General features: G+C 56.0%; 20 protein-coding genes and 1 pseudogene. 8 read left to right on the top strand and 13 right to left on the bottom strand.

Annotation, left to right across the window (positions count from 1 at the left end):
• Positions 1 to 6 precede the first annotated feature (6 nt).
• Positions 7 to 1,029, top strand: coding sequence for an alpha/beta hydrolase (locus tag ACZ1HM_RS17125; protein ID WP_472743857.1), 1,023 nt, complete (start codon positions 7 to 9; stop codon positions 1,027 to 1,029).
• A gap of 119 nt (positions 1,030 to 1,148) precedes the next feature.
• Here ACZ1HM_RS17125 and ACZ1HM_RS17120 read toward each other — a convergent pair whose 3' ends face one another.
• Genes ACZ1HM_RS17120 through ACZ1HM_RS17105 form a run of 4 tightly spaced genes read right to left on the bottom strand, consistent with a single transcriptional unit; the run spans position 1,149 to position 6,649 of the window.
• Positions 1,149 to 3,530 (bottom strand): transketolase, encoded by a 2,382-nt coding sequence (locus ACZ1HM_RS17120; protein ID WP_472743856.1) that lies wholly within the window; start codon positions 3,528 to 3,530, stop codon positions 1,149 to 1,151.
• Positions 3,531 to 3,554: 24 nt separating this feature from the next.
• Positions 3,555 to 4,106 (bottom strand): OsmC family protein, encoded by a 552-nt coding sequence (locus tag ACZ1HM_RS17115; RefSeq protein WP_472743855.1) that lies wholly within the window; start codon positions 4,104 to 4,106, stop codon positions 3,555 to 3,557.
• Complete coding sequence (locus ACZ1HM_RS17110; protein WP_472743854.1) at positions 4,106 to 5,422, bottom strand: trans-sulfuration enzyme family protein; 1,317 nt, start codon at positions 5,420 to 5,422, stop codon at positions 4,106 to 4,108. Before ACZ1HM_RS17110 ends, ACZ1HM_RS17115 begins: the two co-directional genes overlap by 1 nt.
• Before the next feature lie 21 nt (positions 5,423 to 5,443).
• Positions 5,444 to 6,649 (bottom strand): methionine gamma-lyase, encoded by a 1,206-nt coding sequence (locus ACZ1HM_RS17105; protein ID WP_472743853.1) that lies wholly within the window; start codon positions 6,647 to 6,649, stop codon positions 5,444 to 5,446.
• A gap of 92 nt (positions 6,650 to 6,741) precedes the next feature.
• On the opposite strand from ACZ1HM_RS17105, the gene ACZ1HM_RS17100 reads away from it, so the two are divergent.
• The gene (locus ACZ1HM_RS17100) at positions 6,742 to 7,215 is read left to right on the top strand and encodes an Lrp/AsnC family transcriptional regulator (protein WP_472743852.1); all 474 of its coding nucleotides are present in this window, start codon (positions 6,742 to 6,744) and stop codon (positions 7,213 to 7,215) included.
• A gap of 3 nt (positions 7,216 to 7,218) precedes the next feature.
• On the opposite strand, the gene ACZ1HM_RS17095 is transcribed toward ACZ1HM_RS17100, so the two are convergent.
• From ACZ1HM_RS17095 to dctP, 8 genes are read right to left on the bottom strand one after another with little or no spacing between them, the layout of a single operon-like run.
• On the bottom strand, positions 7,219 to 7,908 hold the full coding sequence (locus tag ACZ1HM_RS17095) for a TetR/AcrR family transcriptional regulator (RefSeq protein ID WP_472743851.1): 690 nt from the start codon (positions 7,906 to 7,908) through the stop codon (positions 7,219 to 7,221).
• Between the two features lie 22 nt (positions 7,909 to 7,930).
• Entirely contained in the window at positions 7,931 to 8,536 is a 606-nt protein-coding gene (locus ACZ1HM_RS17090) for a hypothetical protein (protein WP_472743850.1), read from the bottom strand.
• On the bottom strand, positions 8,529 to 11,321 hold the full coding sequence (locus ACZ1HM_RS17085; RefSeq protein ID WP_472743849.1) for a 2Fe-2S iron-sulfur cluster-binding protein: 2,793 nt from the start codon (positions 11,319 to 11,321) through the stop codon (positions 8,529 to 8,531). Before ACZ1HM_RS17085 ends, ACZ1HM_RS17090 begins: the two co-directional genes overlap by 8 nt.
• Positions 11,318 to 11,584: a sarcosine oxidase subunit delta gene (locus tag ACZ1HM_RS17080; protein WP_472743848.1), complete on the bottom strand. Its 267-nt coding sequence runs from the start codon at positions 11,582 to 11,584 to the stop codon at positions 11,318 to 11,320. The genes ACZ1HM_RS17085 and ACZ1HM_RS17080 overlap by 4 nt, the downstream gene beginning before the upstream one ends.
• 12 nt (positions 11,585 to 11,596) lie before the next feature.
• Positions 11,597 to 12,850: a sarcosine oxidase subunit beta family protein gene (locus ACZ1HM_RS17075; protein WP_472743847.1), complete on the bottom strand. Its 1,254-nt coding sequence runs from the start codon at positions 12,848 to 12,850 to the stop codon at positions 11,597 to 11,599.
• A 7-nt stretch (positions 12,851 to 12,857) separates the two neighbouring features.
• Positions 12,858 to 14,147, bottom strand: coding sequence for a TRAP transporter large permease (locus tag ACZ1HM_RS17070; RefSeq protein ID WP_472743846.1), 1,290 nt, complete (start codon positions 14,145 to 14,147; stop codon positions 12,858 to 12,860).
• Complete coding sequence (locus ACZ1HM_RS17065) at positions 14,144 to 14,707, bottom strand: TRAP transporter small permease (protein WP_472743845.1); 564 nt, start codon at positions 14,705 to 14,707, stop codon at positions 14,144 to 14,146. Before ACZ1HM_RS17065 ends, ACZ1HM_RS17070 begins: the two co-directional genes overlap by 4 nt.
• A 58-nt stretch (positions 14,708 to 14,765) precedes the next feature.
• Positions 14,766 to 15,755: a TRAP transporter substrate-binding protein DctP gene (gene dctP, locus ACZ1HM_RS17060; RefSeq protein WP_472743844.1), complete on the bottom strand. Its 990-nt coding sequence runs from the start codon at positions 15,753 to 15,755 to the stop codon at positions 14,766 to 14,768.
• Between the two features lie 1,127 nt (positions 15,756 to 16,882).
• Here dctP and ACZ1HM_RS17055 point away from each other — a divergent pair.
• The 6 genes and pseudogenes from ACZ1HM_RS17055 (at position 16,883) to ACZ1HM_RS17030 (ending at position 24,351) form a co-directional block, all read left to right on the top strand.
• Entirely contained in the window at positions 16,883 to 18,004 is a 1,122-nt protein-coding gene (locus ACZ1HM_RS17055; RefSeq protein ID WP_472743843.1) for an aromatic ring-hydroxylating oxygenase subunit alpha, read from the top strand.
• Positions 18,001 to 19,542, top strand: a complete 1,542-nt coding sequence (betC, locus tag ACZ1HM_RS17050; RefSeq protein ID WP_472743842.1) for a choline-sulfatase — start codon at positions 18,001 to 18,003, stop codon at positions 19,540 to 19,542. Before ACZ1HM_RS17055 ends, betC begins: the two co-directional genes overlap by 4 nt.
• Positions 19,532 to 20,326: pseudogene (locus ACZ1HM_RS17045) on the top strand (SDR family NAD(P)-dependent oxidoreductase). Before betC ends, ACZ1HM_RS17045 begins: the two are co-directional and overlap by 11 nt.
• Complete coding sequence (kce, locus tag ACZ1HM_RS17040) at positions 20,326 to 21,258, top strand: 3,5-dioxohexanoate:acetyl-CoA acetone transferase (RefSeq protein ID WP_472743841.1); 933 nt, start codon at positions 20,326 to 20,328, stop codon at positions 21,256 to 21,258. Before ACZ1HM_RS17045 ends, kce begins: the two are co-directional and overlap by 1 nt.
• A 10-nt stretch (positions 21,259 to 21,268) precedes the next feature.
• A complete protein-coding gene (locus tag ACZ1HM_RS17035; RefSeq protein WP_472743840.1) occupies positions 21,269 to 22,687 on the top strand; it encodes an aminobutyraldehyde dehydrogenase in 1,419 nt (472 codons plus the stop codon).
• Positions 22,687 to 24,351, top strand: coding sequence for an SDR family oxidoreductase (locus tag ACZ1HM_RS17030; RefSeq protein ID WP_472743839.1), 1,665 nt, complete (start codon positions 22,687 to 22,689; stop codon positions 24,349 to 24,351). Before ACZ1HM_RS17035 ends, ACZ1HM_RS17030 begins: the two co-directional genes overlap by 1 nt.
• On the opposite strand, the gene ACZ1HM_RS17025 is transcribed toward ACZ1HM_RS17030, so the two are convergent.
• Positions 24,329 to 25,441, bottom strand: coding sequence for a GlxA family transcriptional regulator (locus ACZ1HM_RS17025; protein WP_472743838.1), 1,113 nt, complete (start codon positions 25,439 to 25,441; stop codon positions 24,329 to 24,331). The genes ACZ1HM_RS17030 and ACZ1HM_RS17025 overlap by 23 nt on opposite strands.
• Positions 25,442 to 25,533 lie beyond the last annotated feature (92 nt).

Here is a 25,533-nt window from a genome sequence, read left to right as displayed (position 1 = left end):
GGAAAAATGAAAAAGATGTTGGTCTATCTGATTGGAACGGTTGCCGGGCTTGTAGTATTGGCCGCAGCTTTTTGGTTCACGAACCCAATGGGGTTGCGGGACAGTCTGCTTGCAAACCAGATCGTCAAGATGCGGGTCGCGCCAGCCCGGTTGGACAATCCCAAGACCCCAGGCGACTACGGCATGGGCTATCGCGATGTCGACATTATGACCGATGACAACGTGCGGCTAAGTGCATGGGAAATTCCGGCGGCACGGCCATCGGATCAGACAATCATTCTCAATCATCCGCTCACCACGACCCGCTATGGGTCAGTGGCCGGACTGGATGGCGTTTCGGCTGAGTTCTTGCCGATGGTCAAGCATCTGCATGATGCAGGCTACAACGTGGTGATGTATGACCATCGCGGGCAGGGGGACAGCGACGGCGGGCTAGGCAGCGCTGCACGCGGAACCGAAGCTCCGGTGGGCGCAGGTGTGACAGAGTGGCAGGACGTCGTCGCGTCGCTAAACTACGTTCTTGCACATGCGGAGTTCGCAGATGATGAGATCATCTTCTTGTCCCAATGCATGGGTGCCAACGCAACCTTTCTCGCTTGGCAAAACGCGCCTGAACTGTTTGCAAACCCACAGATCAAAGCGCTTGTCGCGAACCAACCGACTTTGTCCTACAACATGACCGATCGATTTATTCGCGCGAAAACAGGCCTCGATATTGTGGACCTTGTGCTTGATACGCAACGCGAGAAATACGGGTTCGGCTTTGCCAACGCGTTGGAAACAGTGCCGAGCGTCACGGTTCCCATCCTGTTCGCACAGGTGGAAAAGGATCAATACACGTTCAATACGCAAACAGGACGAAACGACATTCAGGAGATCATCGACGCGGCCACGACCGAGAACGAGGTCATCTGGATTGGTCCAGAGCATCCAAATGCATTCGGAACCGGAATGCGTTTCGACGGGTACCAGTACTTCAATCAGCACCCAGAGGGTCTGTTGGACTTCATGGCCAGGCAGTTCAGCTAAGTTCTTCCCTGGGCCAATTTGGGAACTGGCCTAAAGATGGCGGACCTTTCGGCGGTGACACCAAGGGTCCGCTTAAACTTGGGGAACTCTTGCGGTTTGCGAAAATGTAGATTGGTCCGTCATGCGCGCACTGGCATGCGAATGTCATTGCCCTGTGTCAGACCTTGCACTTTTTCCGCGATCGAAATGGCATCGATTCCATGATGTTTGTAGAGATCACTGATCGTACCTGTTTGCCCGAAATGCTCGACCCCCAACGAGATCGTCTGGTGACCTGCGACGCCACCGAGCCATGCGAGCGTCGCGGGATGCCCATCAATTGCTGTGACGATCTTGCAGTGTGGTGGTAGCTCGGAAAACAGTGTCTCAATATGCGAACGAGCTATCGCGTTACCACGTGACCTGGCCCGCTGTGCCGCCGTCCAACCGGCGTTCAATCTGTCAGCAGAGGTTACGGCGAGTACGCCGATGTCGCGCCGTCCTTCGCCGATGATGCCGGCGGCCTTGATAGCCTCAGAAGCGACAGCGCCTTGATAAGCAATCACGACATCGCAGTTCGGTCCCGGTTTACGCAGCCAATAAGCACCATCGATGGCACCTTGGCGGAAGGCGTCGTCGTGGCGTTTGCCGGGCTGTTCAATCGGATTGGTTGCCAGACGCAGATAAACGCTGCCACCAGTTTCGTCACGCAGCCAGGTGCGTTCGTCCGGGTCACCCTCGCCATCGCGCTGCATATAGTCGAACGCCCACTCCATGATGACAGCCAGTTCGTCGGCAAAGGCGGGCTCGAAACTCGCCAGGCCATCCTGGCTCATGCCGGTGAGCGGCGTGCCGATGGATTGGTGCGCGCCGCCCTCGGGCGCGAGCGTCACTCCAGAAGGCGTGCCCACGATCATGAACCGTGCGTCTTGGTAGCAGGCATAGTTCAGGGCATCGAGGCCGCGATGCACGAAGGGATCGTAGACCGTCCCGATAGGCAAAAGCCGTTTACCAAAAAGCGAATGCGACAGACCGGCGGCACCGAGAAGCAGGAATAGGTTCATCTCGGCGATGCCCAGTTCGATATGTTGGCCTTCTGGGGCAAACGCCCATTTCGCAGTTGAGGGAATCCGATGCTCGATAAACGCATCGCTTTGTTCTGACCGCGCGAAAAGCTTGCGACGGTTCACCCAAGAGGCAAGGCCCGTCGTCCCCGTAACATCCGGGGACGTGGTCACGATCCGAGCGGCTAAGTCAGTGTCACCTTTCGACAGATCATCGAGGATCTTGCCAAAGGCGGCCTGTGTGGAAATTTCTCTATCGGAGCTGAAATCAATCGCGGGGACCTGAACCTTGGCATCGCTAAACCTGCGCGGACCAGCGGCAAAGAAGGGGACATCGGAAAGAAACGCCTCGAGCGCAGCGGGATCCTTGACGCCGGCGAGGCGGTCCCATTCCTGACCCTCGGCGACACCCATATGCTGCTGCCAGTCCTTGAACTGGGTCTTGTTCATCAAGCCGCCGTGGTTGTCCTTGTGGCCCGCGATCGGCGTACCCCAGCCCTTGATCGTGTAAGCCAGAAAACAGGTTGGGCGGTCGTGATCGATGCCGTCGAAGGTATCGGCCATTGTAGATACACAGTTGCCGCCAAGGTTTTCCATCAACTCCGCAAGTTCATCATCGCTGCGTCGGTCGATCAGTGCCGATACATCGCCCTGGTCGCCCAGGTCATCCATCAAGCGCTTGCGCCAGACTGCACCGCCCATGAAGGTGAGCGCTGAATATTCCTGATTGGGGCAGGCATCGATCCAGTCGCGCAGCTTGTGGCCGCCGGGCTCTTCAAAGGCGGCACGCTGCAATGCACCGTGTTTGATGCGGACGACGTCCCAACCAAAAGCATCAAAGATCTTCTCGATGCGCTCGAAGAGGCCCTCGCGCACGATCCCATCAAGCGACTGCCGGTTGTAGTCGATGATCCACCAGGTGTTACGCAGGTCGTTCTTCCAACCCTCTTGCAGGGCCTCGTAGATGTTGCCTTCGTCAAGCTCCGCATCACCGACCAAGGCAACCATACGGCCCATCGGCGCGTCCTGGCCCCAGGACTTGGCGGTAATGTAATCCTGGATGAGCGATGCAAACGATGTGATGGCAACGCCAAGCCCGACCGACCCGGTCGAGAAATCCACATCGTCTACATCCTTCGTGCGGCTGGGATAGCTTTGGACGCCACCCCACCCACGAAAGTTCTCCATCCGCTCGCGCGTCTGGTTGCCCATCAGGTATTGTGCGGCGTGAAAGATGGGCGAAGCATGGGGTTTCACGGCCACCCGATCCTCCGAGCGCAAAGCCGAGAAATAGAGCGCCGTCATGATCGACACCATCGAGGCCGAAGACGCCTGATGTCCGCCGATTTTGATCCCGTCCACCTTGGGGCGGATATGGTTCGCGTGGTGGATCATCCAATGCGAATGCCAAAGCAGCAATTGCTCCACGGTCTTCAGATGGGCGCGCGAAACGGTCATGACGAGGCTCCCGGAGGTGAGGTGTTAGTCTTCGATCTGGCTGACGACGATGTCGCCGGACAGGCTAACAGGGTTAAGGATCGTTTGAGCGTTAGGGCTGTGTTTGACGGCCTTCTTGTGCAGTTCTTCGAATTGCTCGGGCGTGCCGTCGCCCGTCACATGGATTGTGTAGCGGATTTCGGGAAAGCCTACTGGCGCGTTGCTGGCCAGACCCATGAAGCCGCGCAAGTCGAGTGTACCATCAAAGTCGATCTTGACCGATTCCAACTGGATACCTTCGGCGGTTGCCCCCGCAACGAAGGCCACCATCATGCAGGACCCAAGACCCGACAACAGCAATTCCTGTGGGTTGGGGCCGTGGTTGTTGCCCATCAACTGCCGCGGCTCATCCGCTTTCCAGACGAAGGACCGGCTGACCTTGTGCGGCCCGACAAGCATCGGCTTGGTCGATGTGCGGGCACGGGTCCCGCTTTCCCAGTCGATTTCGATACCATAGCTCATCAGCCCTTCTTCGGGATCGTTCGCAACCTCGTTGACGAATTCGCTGAGGGCGGCGGTCGGGATAGAGTTGCGCATTATGCGGCCCCTTTCATGGAGGAAATGGCATTCAGTGCTTGGTCAAAATCGGCGATGAGGTCGGCGGGGTCTTCAATGCCGACGGAGAGACGCACGCAGCCCGGATGGATGCCGATATCGGCCCGCTGACGGCTGGTCATCGTCGCCTGAGACGAGTTGAAAGGCAAACTGATCAGGCTTTCGATTCCACCCAGGCTTGTCGCCTGTTTGGGCAGGCGCAAATGATCCAAGAGCGCAAGGGCAGCCCTGTCGCCACCTTTGACAAAGAAGGTCACATTGCCGGTGCCCATCTTCATCAGCTCTTTGGCGCGGGCGTGATCCGGATGGCTGGGCAGCATTGGATAGAGCACGTTTTCCACGGCGGGATGGGTTTCGAGGAACTCTGCCAGCGCCGTGGCGGAGGCCTCATGCGCCTTCATTCGAATGTCGAGCGTCTTCAGACCACGTTCCAGCAGGAAACAAGCATGCGGATCGAGGGATCCGCCATAGTTCAACAGTCGCGGCCAGATCATATCGACCAGCTTGCGCGGTCCGCACACTACGCCAGCAATCAGGTCCGAATGCCCGTTGAGGTATTTCGAAGCAGAGTGCACGACCAGATCGACGCCAAGCTCCAGCGGTTTCATGACGGGAGGCGGGGCAAAGGTGCTGTCCACGATCAGGCGCAAATTGTTGCGCTTTGCGATGTCGACGAGTGCAGGAATATCGACGACCTTCAGGACCGGGTTAGTGATCACCTCAAAATAAAGGATCTGGGTGTTGGGCTGGATCGCGGCCTCGATGGCCTCCAGATCATAGCTGTCCACCAATGTGGCCGACATGCCCATCGACGGAAATTCCTGATTAAAGAGGTTGTAGGTCCCGCCATAAAGATCACTGGCCGCAACCACATGCGCGCCCTTGTCAACCATGGCCATCACCGCTGCGGTAATCGCGGCCATGCCCGAGCTGAAGACGATAGCGCTTTCTGCGCCTTCGAGTGTCGCCAACTTCTCTTGCACTGCCCATTGGGACGGGTTGCCGTAACGGGTGTAGATGAAACGGTCACGCCCGAACCCTTCCTCGATCGAGCCATAGGTTTCCTCGTGCAGGATGAAGGTCGACGTCTGGTAGATTGGCGTACCGACCGCACCCGTGCGGGGGTCATCATGGGTGCCCGCATGGACCGCCTTGGTCGACATCCCCATGCCGTCCATCGGGTGCGCGTCCAGGAACGGACCCGCCTGTCTACTACGATCCAACTCATTGATCCAGCGCCCGGGCTGTCGTTTTGCAGCCTGGCTCTTGGTATCACCGAAGAGTCTTTTGCCAGTCATATGTTCCTCCGCGCGTAGGATTTATTCAGCCGCGATTGCGTTGTGCCCCGACAGGGCCGTCATCAGGTCGTCGATCAGGTCGTCCGCCGTCTCAAGCCCGACTGAAAGACGCACGAGCCCTTCGGCGATGCCGTGCTCGGCGCGTTCGTCGGGTGTGTAGGTGGAATGCGTCATGCTTGCCGGATGCTGGATCAGGCTTTCTGCATCGCCAAGGCTGACCGCGCGCTGGACGAGGTTCAGCCGGTTCATCATCGCGATGCCGCCTGCCTTGCCGCCAACAACCTCAAAGGGGATCATGCCGCCGAAGTCTGACATTTGACGCTGTGCCAGATCACGCTGCGCGAAGCTGGCGAGCCCGGGATAATGCACGCGTTCCACAGCAGGATGTGCCTCCAGAGCTTCGGCCACGCGCATTGCGGTCTGACAGTGACGTTCGACTCGCAACTCCAACGTTTTTAGGCCCCGCAAGATCAGCATGGCCGTCAACGGAGACATCACAGCGCCGGTCATATCTTTAAGCCCCACCAGACGAACCTGCTGCATGACCTCCGCCGATCCAACGATCAGACCGGCGACCAGATCGCCGTGGCCGCCGAGATACTTGGTGGCAGAATGCAGAACGACATCTGCACCATGTTCGATCGGGCGCGTCAGAACCGGTGTCGCGTAGGTGTTGTCGACAACCACCTTTGCACCATTCTTGCGGGCGATTTGCGAAATAGCAGCAATATCCACCAAACGGTTGTTCGGATTGGCGGGTGTTTCGAAATACACAACCTTGGTCCGGTCCGAGATCGCACTGGAGAGGTTCTCAGGATTGGTCAGATCGACCGGCACAACCGAGATGTCGAACTTGGTCAGTCCGTGCGTTAAAAAGGCAAAGGTGCAGCCGTAGAGCGTCTTATCGATGATCACCTCGTCGCCCGCTGCCACCAGCGTCCAAAACACGGAAGAGATGGCGCCCATCCCCGATGCAGTGGCCAGTCCTGCCTCTGCGCCCTCAAGATTGGCAATGCGCTGTTCAAGCTGATCAAGGGTCGGGTTGGAAATCCGGCTGTAAAAATGGCCCGGCTGCTCACCTGCGAACATCGCACCACCGGCTTCGGCAGTGTCGAAGGTGAATGTGGAGGTCATGTAGACCGGCGGGTTTAACGAGCCTTGGTTTGATGCAGCATCATACCCGTGGTGTATCGCCCGTGTCGAAAACCCTTTGTCCTTCGTATCCATGGCGCACCCTTTTTGCTTCGCGCTATAATGGGATGGATTGTGGGGCAATAGATTGCTAAGTTCGCCTCATATACGGTCAGGATTAGCACAATATGCCAAAAACCGCCGAAATGGATGCGACAGATCGCAAGATCATCCGTGCGCTTCAGAAAAACGCGCGCATGACGAATCTGGAGCTGGCCGAACACGTGAACCTTTCACCATCGCCGTGTCTGCGCCGATTGCGGAACCTCGAACAAAGCGGCACCATCAAAGGCTATACGGTGAATGCCGACGCGAAGGCCTATGGCTATCCGATCATGGTATTCGTGCGCGTCACGTTGAATGCACATACAGGCGAGACTGTTCAGCTTTTCGAGGCCGAAGTTCGGAACATTCCCGAAGTGCTAGAGTGCTATGTGATGACGGGGGCAGCCGACTATTTCTTGCGAGTCGTGGTTTCGGACCTTGAAGACTACGAACGTTTTGTGCGGCAGCGGCTCCACGAAATTGGGTGCATCAGTTCCATCGACACCAGTTTTGTCTACGGGGTCGTGAAACAAACCCACGTATTTCCTGATCTCTGAGGTTTAGCTTACGCTTGCCAGACCGCGCCGCGCAATCCGATCCGCGACACTCTCCCGTCGGGGATAATTGATGAGAGCCGCTTCGATGTCGGCTGGCGTCTTCAGTTTCTTCAGCCACGGGTCACCGGCGATGATCTCAGCGTAATGCGGAATCTGAAGGAGACGCTTGTCGGGGTCTTCCTCCACGCGCATGGCATAGTAGCCGATCTGATGGAAATACATCGTGCGCGCCCGCACAATGGCCGACATTGGATCGTGACCAAACCCTTCAAAAACCCACTGGTAAAGAGAAATGCGCTTGTGATCTACGTACTTCATTGTTCGAGCCGCAAGCTTCGAGGTCTTCCCCCATTCCCGGATTGCAACGTCGAGGGGTGCATCAAATTGCGGGCTCAGGACCCAAACATATGCGAGAGCGAGATATTGGGCTTTCGGACACTCGGCCGCATCTTCCAAAGCTTCGATGAAAGGATGCACGTTTGTGGCAAGCCAATCCTTCAGTAGCGCACGATAGAGCGCGTCACGGTTTTTGAAGTGCCAATAGAAACTGCCAGGCGTCACGCCGAGTTTCTTGGCCAAGGGCTCAACTTTGACAGCAGAGATCCCGCGTTTGATCAGGACGGCGCGAGATGCATCAACCCAGTCCTGGGCCGAAATCGACCCCGACTTCGGTGCTCTCTTTCTACCAGTCAAAAGAACATCCTTTTCTTTTTCATCAACTTACTTCTCTACAGTTACAGTTAGTGCCATCCCTTTCTTTTGAAAGCCGACTTGTGGCATCCTCGTCCCAAAGGTCACTCAGAACGGCGATTTGTCTTTCTAGCATTTCCCAAACCGACTCCAGCAGGGGGCTTCGGACATGCATGCGAAATTGATCGTCGCGCCCGTAACGATAAAGGAGAACTCCAAAGCCATGCCAGAGCATTGATGTCGAAGCCGACGAGCGGTTGACGGCGAATTCGGTTCCCGTCGCGATGATTTGTTCAGCTTTGACGCCGTCGAACTGGATGACTGAGTAAGCATCCGTCATGTCGGAGACGGCAACGTTTTGATCGGAGTGCCACCCGTCGCTAAGTTCTGGTCCATTCACGACCAGGACACGATCTCGCCTCTGGCGCAGGCAGTAGGTTTCACCCAGTGCAATGTCCGGCCCACCACCAAGGGCAAACTTGCAGCCGCTCATCGCCAGGCAATCCGCGATGTCCCCGCTGATGACCGTTTGTCGAAGGGCGGGCACGATGCGAAGTGCTGCGTGCCTTTGAATGAGATCGGGCCTTTGCTGACCCACCGCGATCGGCCACTTGTTACGATCATCACGCATCAATCCGTTCCCCTTCTGGATCAAAAGCGCATGCGGGCGAGATCGTGGCGTCGCGGGACTGACCAAGGTGCCATATTTTGACAGCTTCGCCCATCGCAGCCCGGCCGCCTTCGACAAGTGCTAACGCAATGGGTCGTTTCAGTGTTGGACTGTCGTGACTTGTCGTCACGTAGCCCAGAGATCTGCGGGTCCCGTTTTGCTCCTCCACGACATGCGCACCTATCGGCAGCATCGGTTCGCCGTCTTGCACGCTGAGCCCGACGAGGTTCTTCCTGTTCTCTTCGTTGGCTTTCGCGGTGTGCAAGCTTCTGTCGCCCACAAACGCCGTCGTCTTTTTGATCCGCGGCGCGGCGAAACCAAGGTCATGCGGCATAGTTTCCCCATCTGTGTCCTTGCCCATAAGGATGTAGCCTTTCTCCGCCCGCAAAACGGTCAGGGCTTCGGCACCGACAGGGCCAGCGCCATGTCTCTTTCCAGACTCAATTGCATTGGACCAAAGCTTGGCAACGACAGTGTTGCGCACAGAGATTTCGTAGCTCGTATCACCCGTAAAGCTGACCCGCGCCACGCGGGCCTCTTCCCCTTCGAAACGCCCAAACCGGAAAGACATGTGTGGAAACTCATCCATGGCTTCAAGCACGCCCAGTTCTTCGATGATCGCTGACGCCTTTGGTCCGGCAATGGTGACGGTCGACCAATTTGCAGTCGTATCATGAACATGCACCCGCTTGGGATTGAAGGAGTCTTGTCGCCAATTTTCCAGATGCGCCATCACGGCATCAGCATGAGAGGATGAACATGATATGATGAACCGCGTGTCGTCGATGCAGGCCATGACGCCATCATCAAAGACCAAACCGCTTTCGGTCAACATGAAGCCATAGCGGATCTTGCCCGGCTTCAAATTGGACATCGTGTTGTAGTAGACAAAGTTCACGAAAGCGCGCGCATCAGGGCCAATGACTTCGATAGTCCCAAGAGCTGACCCATCCATGATCGCCGCCGCTTTACGGGCGGTTCTGCATTCGCGTTCCACAGCCGCAGCCTCACCGCCATCGCCGTACCAGGCTGGGCGCAACCAGCCGCCGTATTCACCCAAGGCTGCATCAAGCGCGCGATGTTCCGCCTCAAGTGCCAGACGCTTCAGGGGTTGTATCTGACGGTCGCGTTTTGCGCCGCGATAGGCTTCGAGTGGGACCGGCACAAACGGCGGGCGGAAGGTCGTCGTTCCGACGTCGGGAATGCTCTGCCCCTTCAATTCCGCCATCGCTGACAGACCCGCGATATTCGACGTTTTTCCCTGATCACCGGCCATGCCAAGGGTCGTGTATCGCTTAAGATGCTCGACAGAGACCATGTTTTCGCGATGGGCCAGGGCGACATCCTTCAGCGTAACGTCATGCTGAAAGTCGATCCACTGCCGCCCCTTGCTGGACAGATCAGGCCTAAGTGGCGTGACTGCATAGGCAGAGCGCTTTGGTGCAGGGGCGTTGACGGCGGCAGCGGCGGCTTCGTTAATAGCGGAGTCAAAGTCGAACGTACCTGCTGCGCTACCAACCACCCGCATCCACTCTGGGCCGTTAGCGGGAACAAAAGTCTGGCGACCCTCGTCCCAGTCCAGCTTTCCGCCGGCATGCCGCCAAAGGTGGATAAGTGGCGTTAATCCCGTTGAAGCCAGAACGGCGTCGCAATCATAACGATCGGCACCAACGACGATTGCCTGAAGGGTTTTGGATCCCACTGCCCGAATATCAGGACGTGTGGCGTCCAAGACGTTGACTGTGGCACCTGCATCTTCGAGTTGCTTGATGTAAGAACTCGAATCCGGTCGATTGCTAAGAATCGCGATTTTTGCGCCGACGCGCACACTATATCGGCTCAGATACTCCGTCCCTGCCTCCAGGGACATGATACCGGGACGGTCGTTGTTTACGAAGGTCACAGGCCTGTCGATGGCCCCGGTCGCCAGAATGACACGGTCGGCTCGGACCTTGCGCAGGATGGGCGCGACACCAAGCCCGCGGTCTGTCACCAAGGACAGCATTTGATGATCGTAAACGCCAATCGCTGTCGTTTTCGGCAAAACGCGACCGCCTGCGGACTGTATCGCTCTGACATGGTCGGACACCCAATCAGACGCGTCCACGCCATTGTGCAATTTCATGCGATAGAGGCTGCCCCCCATGTCCGGGTGATCATCAACCAGCAAGACCGATTTGCCGATTTCCGCCGCTTTGCGCGCGGCCGTCAAACCCGCAGGCCCACCGCCGATTATGAGCACCTCACAGTGCTCATGAATGATTGCTGCTTGGTATTCGTCGGAAACTTCCTGCCCAAGCGAACCGAGACCCGCCATTCTTCTGATGGTTGGCTCAAACAGATGCCAATCGGGCCACATGAACATCTTGTAGTAGAAACCGGCAGGCAAAAACCGATGGGCCAGATCGAGCACACCCTTCACGTCGCGTTCGGCCGATGGCCATGCGTTGATCGACCGGATCGCCATACCCTCTGACAGTGTCGTCGTTGTTGCCTGACAGTTCGGGTAGGACACTCCACCAAGCTCAACATCGACTATCGCGTTTGGATCGTCGGACCAAGCGCCCCAAACCCCGCGCGGGCGGTGATATTTAAAGCTACGGGCAAAGATGCGGACGCCAGCCGCCAATAAGGCCGAAGCGGCGGTGTCGCCCTCAAAACCCTGATAGCTTTTTCCGTCAAAGGTAAACCCAATCGGTTTTGCGCGGTCAATCAGACCACCGGATGAAAGGCGTAAACCGTTCATGCTGTTTCCTCGTGAAGCGTCTCGGTTCCAAGCACCTCCATCGACACCGTGTTCCGCGTCATGATGAAATACTCTTGGCAAGTCGTGTGGACCCAGATTTCCCGGGAACGGCCCTTGGCATTGGCGCATTCGTACAGATACGCGGACCATTCTGCGTCGCTGATGTCTTTGGTCGTATCGGGCCGCGTTTTTCCGGCTTCACCGGCAAAATGGAACTCTCGCTCGTCGCGCAGTCCGCAGAATGGGCAGGGGAACTGTTGCATCCTATTATACCCTCAATGCGCAATGCCGGACCCGGCAGCCTCATCGACAAGGTGCCCCGTTTGAAACCTTAAGGGGTCAAACGGGCGGCTGATTTCGTGGTGGCTGCCGTTCGCAAGCAGGTACGCGAACAGGTAACCACCCGCCGGAATAGCTTTGAAACCGCCCGTTCCCCAGCCGCAGTTGATGTAGATGCCTTCTGTGCTCGTAGGTCCGATCAATGGGGAACTGTCGGGGCTCACATCTACGATCCCAGCCCAATGACGCAGCAGCTTAACCTTGGCTAAGGCCGGCGCCATGTCGATGATGCCCGCCAGAACCGTTTCCTGCGTCGGCGTGTTGCCGCGCTGTCCGTAGGAGGGGACGCGATCCAGCCCGCCGCCGATCACCAGGCCACCTTTGTCCGACTGGCTAAAGTAGCTGCCGGTCATGGGAGAGAAGGCGACAGTGTCCATGAAGGGTTTGATCGCTTCGGTCACAAATGCTTGCAATGCGTAGGAATGAAGCGGCAACCGATAGCCGCCCATTTCGGCCAGAACCGACGAATGACCCGCAGTCGCCACGCCCACGCGGCCGGCCTTGATCGGGCCTTGCGTCGTTTCAACGCCCTTGCATTCGCCGCTCTCAATTAGAAAGCCCGTGACCTCACAATTCTGGATGATATCGACCCCGTGGCGGTCCGCTGCGCGGGCGTATCCCCAGGCGACCGCGTCGTGACGTCCTGTTCCGCCACGGGGTTGAAAAATCGCGCCGTGGATCGGATAGCGCGCATCGTCACGAAAATTCAGAACCGGTGCTTTCTTCTGCACACCCTTGGCGTCCAGCAGTTCCGCATCGGCACCGCCAAGCTGCATGGCATTGACCGTCCGCGCCGACATTTCCATTTCAGCATCAGAATGCGCAAGTACCATCATGCCGCGCTGCGAGAACATCACATTATAGTTGATGTCTTTGGACAGCCCCTCGTAAAGCCGAACCGACAGGTCATAAAGCGCCGTGCTTTCGGGGTAGAAATAGTTCGACCGGATGACAGTCGTATTGCGCCCAGTGTTGCCGCCGCCAAGCCAGCTTTTCTCGATCACTGCGACGTTATTCAACCCGTGGTTTTTTGCCAGGTAGTACGCAGTTGCCAGCCCGTGTCCGCCACCGCCTATGATAACGATATCGTAGGCCTCTTTTGGTGCCGGGCTCCGCCAGAGCGGGGCCCAGCCAGTATGTCCCTTGAGACCCTCACGAATGACCGACAGCGCGGAATAGTGGCGTGTCATCCGACCATCACCCCAGCAGAAGTTCTGGCAGCCACAGCGCTACGCCGGGCACGAAGGTCGTGAGCGCAAGCGTCGGGAGCCACGCGAAGATGATGAAAATCATCGTCGGCCCAAGCATGCGCTGCACCGGCGCACCCGTCACGCGCGCGCCCAAGAACAGCAGCGGTGCGGTCGGAGGAGTGATGTTGCCCATCCCGAGGTTGACGCCCAGGATCGCGGCAAAATGGATCGGGTCGACGCCGACGCTTTTGGCAATCGGCAAAAGCAGCGTGGCGCTCAGGATTAGTCCACTGAAGTCATCCATGATCATACCGATCAGGATCATCGTGAGGTTGATCATCAACAGGACGACAATCGGGTTCTCAGAGATTGAGAAGATCAGATCCTCAGCCAACCCGGGGATATCTTCAAAGATCAAGAAACGGCTGACGATCAGAACCATGAAGATCATCACCATGACAACGCCGATGGTCACGGACGACTCTTTGAGCGTCTCCATGAAGATCTTCCAGGTCAAGCCCTTGTAGACAAAGAAACCGATTGGAATAGCGTAGATCACAGCGACGCCTGCGGCTTCCGTCGGGGTCATAATGCCGCCGTAGATGCCCCCCAGGATGATGATCGGCATCATCAGTGCTGGGAACGCCAACATTGTCTTCTTACTGAATGCTTTGACGAATTGATCCTGATGCTCGGGCAGAATGATGTCGTCATTCTTGCGCATCATGATCAGGTTGATGATGACAAGCAGAGACGCGACGATCAGGCCGGGCAGGACCGTCGCCAGGAAGCACTTCAACACGGATTGCTGCGTCAACCAGGCATAGATCAACTGGGCTGAACTTGGCGGGATCAGCAGGCCAAGCGGGCTGGCCGCGACCAATAGGGCCGCGGAAAAACCGTCTGGATACTTTGCCTTGCGCAGATGCGGCATCATCACCGACCCGATGCAGGTTAGCGTGGCCGCACCACTTCCGGAGATTGCGCCGAACATTGCGCTCGCCACAACGGAGGCACCAGACAGGCCGCCACGGATACGGCCGAGCAGCATTTCCGCCAGATCCACGATCGGCGCCGCGATCTTGCCGTTCTTCATGATGTCACCGGCGAGAATGAACAGCGGAATCACGAGGATGACGACGGTGTTGAGTTTCCAATGCCCCGTCGGCATGAACCCGGACACATCATGGCCGCCGGTATAGGCGAGAAAGATCAACACGCCACCAAAGGCAAGCGGCACGGAGATTCCGGCAAAGAGCAGAACGCAGATGAGGACGACAGAGAGAGCGATAATCATACTGCCGTCTCCTTGGCTGCGGTGGTTTTTTGTGTGACGGCGTCAACGCCCAGTTTCAAAAGCACGTAGAGGTGAAGCGCGCTGTAGAACGCCATGAAAACAAGGCCGACGAAAATGCCGAGACGCGGCACAAAGAAGGGGATGCGCAGAGCGATGGTTGTCTGCCACTGTGGATAAGAGGCGATCTCGTCCTGCAGCATGAGAACCGCCCAATAGACAAGGAATATCGACACGATTAGTTCGATGGCGGTAATGATGACCCGCCTCATCCAAATGGCACGGGGGTTTTTGAACCACTCCTCAAGAATGTCCGCCTTGATCTGTGTGTCGTCGTAGGTTCCGACCGCGCTGCCTAGGAAGAAGAGCCAAAAGCACATCGGCAGCAGCCACTCTTCATAGGCGAACAGGTCACTTTCAAGGACGTAGCGAAACACAACAACCAAGAAGAATGTCAGGGCAAGGACGAACGTCGAGATGATCAGGAAAAAGGATTTGATCTTCAGGAGTCTTTTGATGGTCACCCCGATCTTTGGAGGCAACTGATCGGCAAGTTCTATCATTGGAACCGCTCCAGGTTGATTGAAGTGGGCCGAACGATGCGGCCCACTTCTGGGAACTCTAGTTGGCGGTCAAACGATCAAGAATGTCCTGGCCGACGACATCGGCGACGTTAGGCCATACCGTTGCTTCGATGTGCGCCTTGATTGCGTCGCGCTCTTCCTGAGTGAACTCGACGATTTCCCAGCCGGCTTCCTTCAATTGGTCCATGAAGCCCTGGCTTCGCTCCCAAGCGAGTGCACTGATTTCAGCGGCGGCTTCGGCGGTTTCTTTTTCGACCACTGCACGCTGTTCGTCAGTCAAGCCGTCATAGAAGCGCTTGTTGGCGTAGATCATCGTGCTTTCGATGAAGGCGTTATAAGGCACGTAGGTGTTGCCGACACCGCTTGCCGCAAAGGTGGTATAGGCCCATTCCGGTGTGCAGCAGATGGCGCCGTCAATCGTACCGGCCTGAACTGCAGGGAACACTTCCGCCCAGTTAAGGGTCGTTACGTTGTACCCGAGCTCTTCCATCGTCTGCTTCGCGATCTGGGACGACCATGCCCGTACATTCATGCCCTGGCTTGCGATATTCGTCGGATCGGCAGGACGTTCGGTCGCGATCATCCCGATGAGGCCTTCGCCAATCGTCCCGAGCGGCTGAATGCCAAACGACGTCAGGATTTCTTCGAGGATTTTGTTGTATTCTGAACCGGGATCGCCGTAGACCGCATCCAGTTCTGCTTTGGTTGTCACCATGAAGGGCAGGCTGTTGATTTCCAGGCGCGGGTCTTTCTGAGCGTAAACCGTGGCGTGCACCATTTGAACTTCGCCGCGGATCGCGCTTTCAAGCAGTTCTTCGCCCGAGCCCAGCTGGCCTGCAGGGAAATACTTCACGTCCAGCCCAACGCCGGCGTCTTCAATGTCCTGTGCCATTTGTTCGAGAACAGCATTTCCAAAGTGCTCAGCCGGAACAGTTCCAGCGATGCGTAGGCGTGTGTCAGCGGATGCAGTGGTCGCAAGCAGGGCTGCCGCTGCGGTCCCCGTAATGAGGCGTGAGATGAATGACATGGGGTCCTCCAGTCTGTTGGTATGTTTCTTGAGGCAGCGGCCTTGAACGTAGGCTACCCTATGGTTAAGCATAGGGGTATAAGTGCTGATCGCGCAAGGATTTGTTCGCAACGCACATGATCACCATCTCGGTTTCTGCTGCCCATTGCGCTCGTACAAAGGCACGGCGTTGATTAAAGGCATGAATTTCAAGGGACATTTTTGAAGGGGCAGCCGGAGCACTAAGTTGCGCTGCCCCTGCATATTCTGGTCCAACAGACCAACTTCATCGAATGAGACTAGCGAATTTGAATACTCAGAAATGAGTCGGTCGCATCTGATGCGGCGACTCCATTGGGCTATCGAAACGCGCTTTTCTGGAACAAGAAAGGCTGCCCTGAGCGTTCAAAGAGCAGCCTCTTCAATGCAGCTATTGGTCTTCGTTCTTGTATAGAATACCAACTTTGTCGGTCTTCGCTTACATGACCAAGAGCGCGACGTTAACGGCAACAACGGCGACCGTAAGTGCGATCAAGACCGATGCTTCTTTGACGATTTTGAGCGTATCAGACATTTTGCACTATCCTGCTTCGAGTTGAAAACTATCGGGGCATTTAGGCCCAAAATAGAGTCGGTAGAAGCGAAGATATTGCAACGCTGGAATGCAATTTTGACATGACTGGCGCCATCATAGAGCAGTCGCTCAAAGCACTAGATATAACACCAGTGCGATGGTTAGCTCTTGTCTTGAGACTGCTGCATTAAGGGCGGATCAAGCAACTGATGAAAGAATGAGGCTTGGCGAAATCGCAAGGACAGCAACGTCCGCTTTCGAGAAACTGCATCGCAGCATCAGTTGCAAAGGTGAGCGTCTGCTAAGGGGCGCTGCTGAGGTGGCGCACCAGCTTGACGCGCCGCATGCTGCAGCGCCTCCGATGGCGGCAATGAGCCCGCAGTGTTTGATGCTGCAGCGTGCGCGAACGACCGCATTGTATGTGTGGGCGGAATCTTGAACTGCATGGGCGAATTTGACCTCAGGGTGGGCTAACAATGAGATGCCTGCTTCTAAAAAGATCAAATTCGCGTCCAATTTCGCATATCGCAGAGCTGCGCTTGAAATAACCTGTCATGACCCTGGGAGGGACGACATGACAGATATAGAATCAATTTCTCTTGGATATGATCAAGATCCATCGCGCTCTAGTTCTCTGCGGGCAGAAGCCTACACCGAAGACAAATGGTTTGACGCTGACCTCCGCTCTGTCCTGTCCAAAACTTGGCAATGGGTGTGTCACGCCGAAAAAACGCGTGAACCAGGTTCTTATGTGACAATTGAAATAGCTGGCCAGCCTATCGCGGTGGTGCGAGACAAAGAAGGCACACTTCGCGCCTTCTATAATGTTTGCAAACACCGAGCCCATGAGTTGCTATCCGGTGAAGGTAATACGTCAAGGATCATGTGCCCGTATCATGCATGGGTTTACAAACTTGATGGGCGACTGGCCCGCGCGCCTCATACCGAAAATCTTGAGGACTTTAGAACTGACGAAATCTGTCTCGATGCGGTGCAAGTAGAAGAGTTTTGTGGATTTGTTTTCGTTAATCTGGACCCCAAAGCTGCGTCATTGTCTGATCAGTCCGGAGATTTGGAAACCGAAGTGCGGCATTGGGCACCGGATGTTGATCAACTGACTTTCGGGCACCGTTTGACCTACGACATCAAGTCAAATTGGAAGAACGTCGTGGATAACTTCCTTGAGTGCTACCACTGCCCGACGGCGCATAAAGACTTCTGCGATCTGGTGGATATGGATACCTACAAGGTTACGACCTACGGCATCTATTCCAGCCACATGGCCGATGCAGGCAATAGCCCGAATGCCGCATATGACGTGTCGAATGCAACTGTGAAGACACATGCCGTTTGGTGGCTTTACCCGACAACATGCCTGATGCGGTACCCCGGGCGTTCTAGCATGATTGTTCTGAACATTATTCCTGTTGGTCCGGACAGGACGTTGGAGACCTACGATTTCTTCCTTGAGACGCCCGAGCCTGATGCGATGGAACTCGATGCGATCCGTTATCTGGACGAAGTCTTGCAGGTAGAAGATATCAACTTAGTCGAGAGCGTGCAGCGTGGCATGAACACACCTGCTTTCACGCAAGGCCGGATCGTCAATGACCCGGATGGATCAGGAAAATCTGAACATGCCGTGCATCACTTCCACGGTCTTGTGCTGGACGCCTATGCCAAAGGTGCCGCGTGACGCGTCCGAACATCCTTGTGATCATTGCGGATCAATTGGCTCCGCACTTCACAGGGGCATATGGACATAGGGTCGCAAAAACACCCCATCTTGATGCATTGACTGCTCGTGGGATGCGCTTTGATGCTGCGTATTGCAATTCACCCCTTTGTGCACCTTCGCGGTTTGCATTTATGTCAGGCCAACACATCAGCCGGATCGCGGCCTATGACAACGCATCCGAATTCAAAGCCTCAGTGCCGACGTTTGCGCACTACCTCAAATCACTCGGCTACCGAACCTGCCTTTCGGGCAAGATGCACTTTGTCGGTCCTGATCAGATGCATGGATTTGAAGATAGGGTGACAACAGATATCTACCCTTCAGATTTTGCATGGACACCTGATTGGGAAGCGCCGGACGAGCGGATCGATAAGTGGTATCACAACATGCAAACGGTCAAAGAGAGCGGTTTGGCCCATGCGACGTTCCAGATTGATTACGATGATGAAGTCGGCTTTGCAGCCAAGCGTTGGCTCTTTGATGCGGCCCGAGACAAGGCGCTTGGACAGGAAGCACCTTTTGCGATGGTGGCGAGCTTTATCCACCCCCATGATCCATACGTAGCGCGGCCTGAATGGTGGAACCTGTATTCAGACGATGACATCGACCTGCCAGAGTTCACTCCAGCTTTGGAAGACCAAGACCCTTTTTCCCGCCGGTTAATGGATGGGATCGAGGCGTCTTACGTGCCCCTGTCGGAGGAAGAGGTGCGCCGTGCGCGCCGCGCTTATCTGGCGAATGTGAGCTACTTTGACAGCAAGATTGGTGAACTGGTTCAAACGCTCGACGAGACAGGTGAGTTGGACAACACGATCGTGATTGTCACGGCAGATCACGGAGACATGTTGGGCGAGCGCGGGTTGTGGTACAAGATGAACTTCTTTGAACACTCGGCTCGCGTGCCATTGGTGATGGCAGGGCCGGGTGTCGCCACTGGCACTGCTCAGAACGCGGTATCCTTGGTGGACCTCTTGCCGACCTTTATCGAGATTGGAGGCGGCGACACTGGCATGATAGGGGAGCCAATTGATGGTCGCAGCCTGATGCCTTTGGCGCGTGGGGAAGCCGATCCCATTGACGAAGCGATTGGTGAATATTGCGCTGAAATGACGGGCTATCCGGTCATCATGATCCGACGTGGTCCATTGAAATACATCCACTGCGATAGCGATCCGCCGCAGCTCTATGACCTAAGCCTAGATCCAATGGAGACGACCAACTGCGTTGCTGACCCTGCCTATGAAAACGCGGCGCGGATGTTTGCCAAAGAAATCGCCGCGCGTTGGGACGGCGAAGCCTTACGCGAACAGATCATCGCAACCCAGAGATCTCGTCGCGCGCTGCATGCGGCGATGGAGGCAGGCGCGGGCGAAGCTTGGGACTACAACCCGCCGTCGGACGCGAGCCAGCAATATGTTCGTAACAACATGGATTGGACGGTTGCGGCAAACCGCTATCGCTATCCGCCACTAAGGATCAAAACCAATGACACTTGAGGGAAAAATCGCCCTTGTTACAGGCGCGAGAGGCGGGATTGGCCGTGCCATTGTTGCGCGCTTTGTGAAAGAAGGCGCAACCGTTTATGCCGCCGATCTTACGCCCCAAGGATCGCTCGCCGCGCATGACGATGATGGCAGTCACTTCGTCAAGCTCGACGTCTCGCAGGAAGCCGACGCCATCGCGGCGATGGATAAGGTGCGCGAGGCGCATGGCAAGCTCGACATCCTCGTGAATGCGGCTGGGATAGAGATTGAAAAGACGGTCGAAGAAACCACGCTTAAAGAATGGAACCAGAGCTTTGCGGTCAATTCTACCGGCACGTTCCTGACCTCCAAATACGCCCTTCCGCTCATGCGAGAAGCTGCAAAGTCGGGCAGTAGTGCAAGCCTGATCAACTTTGGCTCCTAAGATGGCTTTATCGCTGATCCGGGCCTGGCCGCCTATTGCGCAACCAAAGGGGCTGTGCATGCTCTGACGCGTGCTATGGCCTGCGATCACGGCCCCGAAGGCATCCGCGTCAATGCGATTTGCCCCGGCTATATCGACACGCCGATGTTGCAGAGCTTTTTCGACGGCGATGGCTCGGGCGGCGGTGGCGGCAATATCGAAACGCTGCAAAAGGCGGTGCGCGATGTGCATCCAATGCGGACCTATGGCACGCCGACAGACATTGCCAATCTCGTCAATTGGTTGGCCAGCGACGAGGCGCGCTATGCCTCTGGTCAACTCTGGGTGCTTGACGGGGGACTGTCCGCTCAAGTGCAACAGATGAAGCTTTGATGCCCAAGTCGGTCATCATCACCTGTGCACCGACGGGCGGCATTCATACGCCCTCCATGTCACCCTACCTGCCGATCACACCGGCGGAGATTGCCCAGGCCAGCATCGAGGCGGCAGAGGCGGGTGCCTCGATCATCCACCTACATGCGCGCCATCCCGAAACGGGTAAACCTGATCCCCGACCAGAGTTGTTCAAACAGTTTTTGCCGGTGATCAAGCAGGCCACGGATGCCGTGATGAATGTCTCAACCGGTGGTGGCTTGGGCATGTCAATGGACGACCGGCTGCTGGCGGCAACGTCAAGCAGCCCCGAGATGGCCTCGCTGAACATGGGTTCATTAAACTTTGGCATTTTCCCAATGCTGGAGAAATACACCGAGTTTGAGCATGATTGGGAACGTCCTTTTTTGGAGATGACCGAAGATTTCATTTTTCCCAACACCTTCAAAACGATCCGTTATGCGATTGAAAAACTGGGCGGGGATCACGGAACGAAGTTTGAGTTTGAATGCTATGATCTGGGCCATCTCTACAACGTCAAATGGTTCATTGATCAGGGGCTGATCAAGCCCCCGTTCTTCGTCCAAATCGTCTTTGGCATTCTAGGCGGTGTTGGCGCCGACCCCGATCATTTGACCCATATGCACAACACTGCAGATAAGCTGTTTGGCGCTGAAAACTACGAATGGTCGGTCCTTGCGGCTGGCCGCCACCAGATGCCCTTTGCCACTCAAAGCGCGATGCGCGGTGGCAATTTGCGGGTGGGGCTAGAGGACAGCCTGTTCATCGGCAAAGGGGAACTGGCAAAATCAAATGCGGAACAAGTGAGCCGCATTCGCACAATCATCGAAAACCTCGGCCTCACGGTGGCCACACCGGCAGAGGCACGGGCGCGACTTGCCCTTAAAGGCGGCGATCAGGTTGGGTTTTAGGGAGAGAAATATGCACAGGAACATGTTGATCAATGGCGAGATGGTCGCAGGCGATGGGAACGCGCTTGACGTTGTTAACCCGGCCACAGGCGAAGCGATTGGTGCGGTCAATGAAGCCAGTCCCGCCCAAATAGACGCCGCAGTACGCGGATCACAGGAGGCGTTTGACACCTTCAGCGCTGTTCCGCCGGCCGAGCGTGCAGCACTTCTACTGCAAATCGCGGATGTGATCGCGGCAAATAGTCAAGAACTGGCAGAACTTGAAAGCCTCGATGTCGGCAAACCCTGGCCGTCCGCCCATGACGATGAAATGCCGCTCACGATTGATGTCTTCAGATTTTTCGCTGGGGCCGCGCGGACAATGACGGGGTCTGCTGCAGGAGAATATGTAGCAGGCCACACTTCTATGATCCGGCGCGATCCAATTGGCCCAATTGCGGCCATCGCACCTTGGAATTACCCTTTGATGATGGCGTCTTGGAAAATCGCCGCTCCCATCGCGGCAGGGTGTCCAGTTGTGTTAAAGCCTTCTGAAGTTACACCGCTTTCTACGCTGCGGCTGGCCGAGTTGCTCCAGGATGTTTTGCCGAAGGGGGTGCTGAATGTCATTCATGGACGTGGGGCCACCGTCGGCGATACCTTGATCAAAAGCCCGCAAATGGAGGGGATCAGTGTGACCGGGTCACCCGCCACCGGCATGGCAGCGATGCGGGCAGCTTCGCAGCAGATCAGGCATGTGCATCTCGAACTTGGCGGCAAGGCTCCGGTCATTGTCTTTGATGACGCCGATTTGGATGCTGTCGCAGAAACGATCCGCTATGGCAGTTATTTTAACGCGGGTCAGGACTGTGCACAGCCCTGCCGTGTAATGGTGGCAGATCAAGCTTATGACAAACTTGTCGCGGCGATTGCAGATCAGGTTGGTCAAATCCAGATCGGAGCGCCGAAAGCAGAGAGAACCGAAATGGGGCCGCTCGTATCGGCGGCTCAAAGAGATCGTGTCGCTGGTTTTGTAGATCGTGCGCGCAGTGCGGCCGAGGTCGTTTCGGGCGGAAACGCTGGCGAGGGAAACGGGTTCTTTTATGAACCAACAGTCATCGCAAACGTCGATAATGATGCCGAGGTCGCCTGCAACGAGGTCTTTGGCCCAGTGGTTACAGTTTCAAGGTTTTTAGACGCTGAAGAGGCGCTGAACATCGCCAACTCCGGGCACTATGGATTGGCATCATCCGTGTGGACGCGCGATGTCGGTCGCGCGATGCAGATGACTTCAAAACTGCGCTATGGGTTCACTTGGGTCAACACGCACGGGGTCGCCACACCCGAAATGCCATGGGCGGCAATGAAAGGCTCTGGCACCGGCAGTGACATGTCCGTTTATGCGCTGGATGCCTATACAGCGATCCGTCACGTTATGGTGGCACACTGATGCGGTTGGCTGGCAAGCGTGCTTTTGTGACTGGCGGTCGGCAAGGGATTGGTCGCGGAATTGTTGATCAATTTATTGCAGAAGGTGCCGAAGTCATCACCTGTGGCCGTGGGCCAGCACCGGATGGTTTCGGGGCTGGCTGGCTGTCACTGGATGTGTCTGATGCCAAAGCCGTTGGTGCAGCCGCGCAAGAACTTGGCACCTTGGATATCGTCGTGAACAATGCCGGTGTGCAAGTCGAGAAAACTGTCGTGGATAGCACCGATGCGGATTGGGATTTGGTCATGGGGGCCAACGCCAAAGGTGTTTTTAATGTCTGCCGCGCATTGATCCCGCTCATGAGAGCGGGTGGTTCGATTATCAACATCGGTTCGATCTCGGGCAATGTCGCTGATCCGTCGATGGCGCTCTACAATGCATCAAAGGCATTTGTGCATGGGCTTACCCGCTCGATCGCAGTGGATCATGGTCCTGCGGTTCGCTGCAATGCAATCTGCCCGGGGTGGATTGAAACAGGCATGCTGGACGCCGGGTTTGATTTAGCCAATGACCCCACACAGGCCAAGACCGATGCGTTGGCACGGCATGCGGTAAAGCGTTTCGGCAAACCCGCGGATATCGCAGCGATGGCGCTCTGGTTGGCTTCTGACGAGGCATCCTTTGCAACGGGGCAGCTCTTTACGGTTGATGGTGGAATGACGGCGGCCTCCCCTAAATCCGGGATTGTTCTGATGTCACAGATAGAAAGAACAGCTGTTCTGGGCGGCGGGGTTATCGGGGCAAGCTGGGCCGCATTGTTCCTTGCCGCTGGTCGAAGTGTGAGCGTTTTTGACCCTGATCCAAACACCGAAGACACCGTACGCGCCTATGTCAAGAAAGCCTGGCCGGCGCTGGAAGAACTGGGGCTTACTGACCACGCGACACCTGATGCCATCAGCTTCGTGCCAACGGCGGCAGAAGCCGTGGCAGATGCAGAATTCGTTCAGGAGAACGTACCAGAGCGCTTGACGATAAAGCATGCAACTTACGCAAAAATCGAACCTGCGTTGTGTGCGAACGCTATCGTCTCAAGTTCAACATCAGGTTTGACACTGGAAGCATTGCAGACAGGATGGAGTGACCCAAGCCCGCTGATCCTTGGCCACCCATTCAACCCGCCGCACCTTATCCCGCTGGTCGAACTCACCGCGAACCACGCCACCGGCTCAGATGTAATTGACCGCACAGAAGCGTTTTACCGCGATATCGGCAAAGTGACGATCCGGATCAGAAAGGGCTTGCCAGGACATGTTGCCAACCGATTGCAAGCCGCTGTTTGGCGCGAGGCCGTCCATATGGCAGTTGAAGGTGTCGCAAGTGTCGAAGACATCGACAAAGCGATGTGGGCTGGGCCAGGATTACGATGGGCCGCGATGGGGCCAACTTCTCTGTTCCACTTGGGCGCTGGTAAAGGAGGCCTACAAGCCTTTTGTGACCACTTCAAAGACACGTTCAACGGGTGGTGGGACGATCTTGGTGATCCACGCTTGAATGATGATGTGATTAGACAATTGGTCGATGGGATGGATGCGCAAGCGCAGGGACAAAGCACCGAGGGCTTATCAGCGCAGCGCGATGAGATGCTCGTAGCGATGCAAAGAGCTACGAGACACCTTCGGACTTGATATCGGGCTTGAACATCGGCCACGCGCGAAACTCGAAGGGGACACGGCCTTCAATGCGATCAGAACTTGGTGTCAAACCGAACCGGTTGCGATAGGCGCGGCTGAAATGAACTTGTCCATTGAACCCTGACGCCTGCGCAATTTCGCTGAATTTCAACTCGGTCTGAGTGACCAACCCTCGGGCGCGGTCAAGACGGATATCTCGATAGTACTCAACCGGAGACTTCTGAACATACTGCCGAAACAAGCGGCTCAACTGCCTTTGCGAGATACCAAGCCTCTCTGATATTGATGGGATCGACAAAGTCGTCTCCAAATGCGCTTCCATCAGATCAATGGCCTCTCGGACAATGCTGGATGTGACATAACCCAGCGGTTCCATATCCTTGGGGTTTTGAGACTGCCCTTCACCGCGCACTGTGTGGTGGAAAAGATATCGCGCAGATGCGTTGGCGATGCTCTCACCGGCAACAGAATGAACGAAGCGTAGTCCCAGATCGGTAGCAGCTGTCCCGCCGCAACACGTGAAAACCCTCTTATCCATGACGAACATGTTTTCGGAAACCGTAGTCTCGCGTGCAATTTCAGCGAACGCGTCAATGTGTTCATAATGAACTGTTGCGGTTTTGCCTTTAAGCAATCTAGACTGCGCTAGAACAATCCCACCCGTATCCAATCCACCAATGATTGCGCCAGCCGTATCCCATTTCTGAAGCGCGACCTTGAACTGAGGCGTCACGTGACGTTCGGGGGTCCAACTTGTGCTGACGAGAACCAGCCATGGTGTGCGATTGGTCACATTCAGCAGGGGCACAGTTTCAACGACTAAGCCACTGCTGGACTCAATTGGGCCGCCAACATCAGAGGCATAGGTCCAAGAAAATCGAGATGATCCCGAAAGGTAGTTCGCGATGCGGAAAGGATCAACAAAAGAGGTAGTTGCCGAAACATTGAAGTGCGGGCTTACGAAAACAACGATGTCGAACGTTTGGCGATCTTGGTTTGCCATGGCTGTTTTTGTAAAGCGTCGTCCAAAAATATCAATTAGTTTTCCTTGGCTGAAATTCGGATTGCTGGACTCCTGAATCAATAGACGACCAAAAGTAGTCGAGCTCCAGCTTGGCGCAGCGTAAGCTTACATAAGCGCAAACGTAGCGAATTGGTGCGTTGTCGCGCGGGGCC

The organism is Sulfitobacter sp. GN1-4, from assembly GCF_055693825.1.
Note: the sequence above shows the minus strand (reverse complement) of the source record. Positions and strands in the feature narration are given on the sequence as shown.

Excerpts from the sequence above, each read along its gene's own strand:
- ACZ1HM_RS17125 (WP_472743857.1), top strand. The coding sequence starts at position 7 with ATGAAAAAGATGTTGGTCTATCTGATTGGAACGGTTGCCGGGCTTGTA.
- ACZ1HM_RS17120 (WP_472743856.1), bottom strand. The coding sequence starts at position 3,530 with ATGACCGTTTCGCGCGCCCATCTGAAGACCGTGGAGCAATTGCTGCTT.
- ACZ1HM_RS17115 (WP_472743855.1), bottom strand. The coding sequence starts at position 4,106 with ATGCGCAACTCTATCCCGACCGCCGCCCTCAGCGAATTCGTCAACGAG.
- ACZ1HM_RS17110 (WP_472743854.1), bottom strand. The coding sequence starts at position 5,422 with ATGACTGGCAAAAGACTCTTCGGTGATACCAAGAGCCAGGCTGCAAAA.
- ACZ1HM_RS17105 (WP_472743853.1), bottom strand. The coding sequence starts at position 6,649 with ATGGATACGAAGGACAAAGGGTTTTCGACACGGGCGATACACCACGGG.
- ACZ1HM_RS17100 (WP_472743852.1), top strand. The coding sequence starts at position 6,742 with ATGCCAAAAACCGCCGAAATGGATGCGACAGATCGCAAGATCATCCGT.
- ACZ1HM_RS17090 (WP_472743850.1), bottom strand. The coding sequence starts at position 8,536 with ATGCGTGATGATCGTAACAAGTGGCCGATCGCGGTGGGTCAGCAAAGG.
- ACZ1HM_RS17085 (WP_472743849.1), bottom strand. The coding sequence starts at position 11,321 with ATGAACGGTTTACGCCTTTCATCCGGTGGTCTGATTGACCGCGCAAAA.
- ACZ1HM_RS17080 (WP_472743848.1), bottom strand. The coding sequence starts at position 11,584 with ATGCAACAGTTCCCCTGCCCATTCTGCGGACTGCGCGACGAGCGAGAG.
- ACZ1HM_RS17075 (WP_472743847.1), bottom strand. The coding sequence starts at position 12,850 with ATGACACGCCACTATTCCGCGCTGTCGGTCATTCGTGAGGGTCTCAAG.
- ACZ1HM_RS17070 (WP_472743846.1), bottom strand. The coding sequence starts at position 14,147 with ATGATTATCGCTCTCTCTGTCGTCCTCATCTGCGTTCTGCTCTTTGCC.
- ACZ1HM_RS17065 (WP_472743845.1), bottom strand. The coding sequence starts at position 14,707 with ATGATAGAACTTGCCGATCAGTTGCCTCCAAAGATCGGGGTGACCATC.
- dctP (WP_472743844.1), bottom strand. The coding sequence starts at position 15,755 with ATGTCATTCATCTCACGCCTCATTACGGGGACCGCAGCGGCAGCCCTG.
- ACZ1HM_RS17055 (WP_472743843.1), top strand. The coding sequence starts at position 16,883 with ATGACAGATATAGAATCAATTTCTCTTGGATATGATCAAGATCCATCG.
- kce (WP_472743841.1), top strand. The coding sequence starts at position 20,326 with ATGCCCAAGTCGGTCATCATCACCTGTGCACCGACGGGCGGCATTCAT.
- ACZ1HM_RS17035 (WP_472743840.1), top strand. The coding sequence starts at position 21,269 with ATGCACAGGAACATGTTGATCAATGGCGAGATGGTCGCAGGCGATGGG.
- ACZ1HM_RS17030 (WP_472743839.1), top strand. The coding sequence starts at position 22,687 with ATGCGGTTGGCTGGCAAGCGTGCTTTTGTGACTGGCGGTCGGCAAGGG.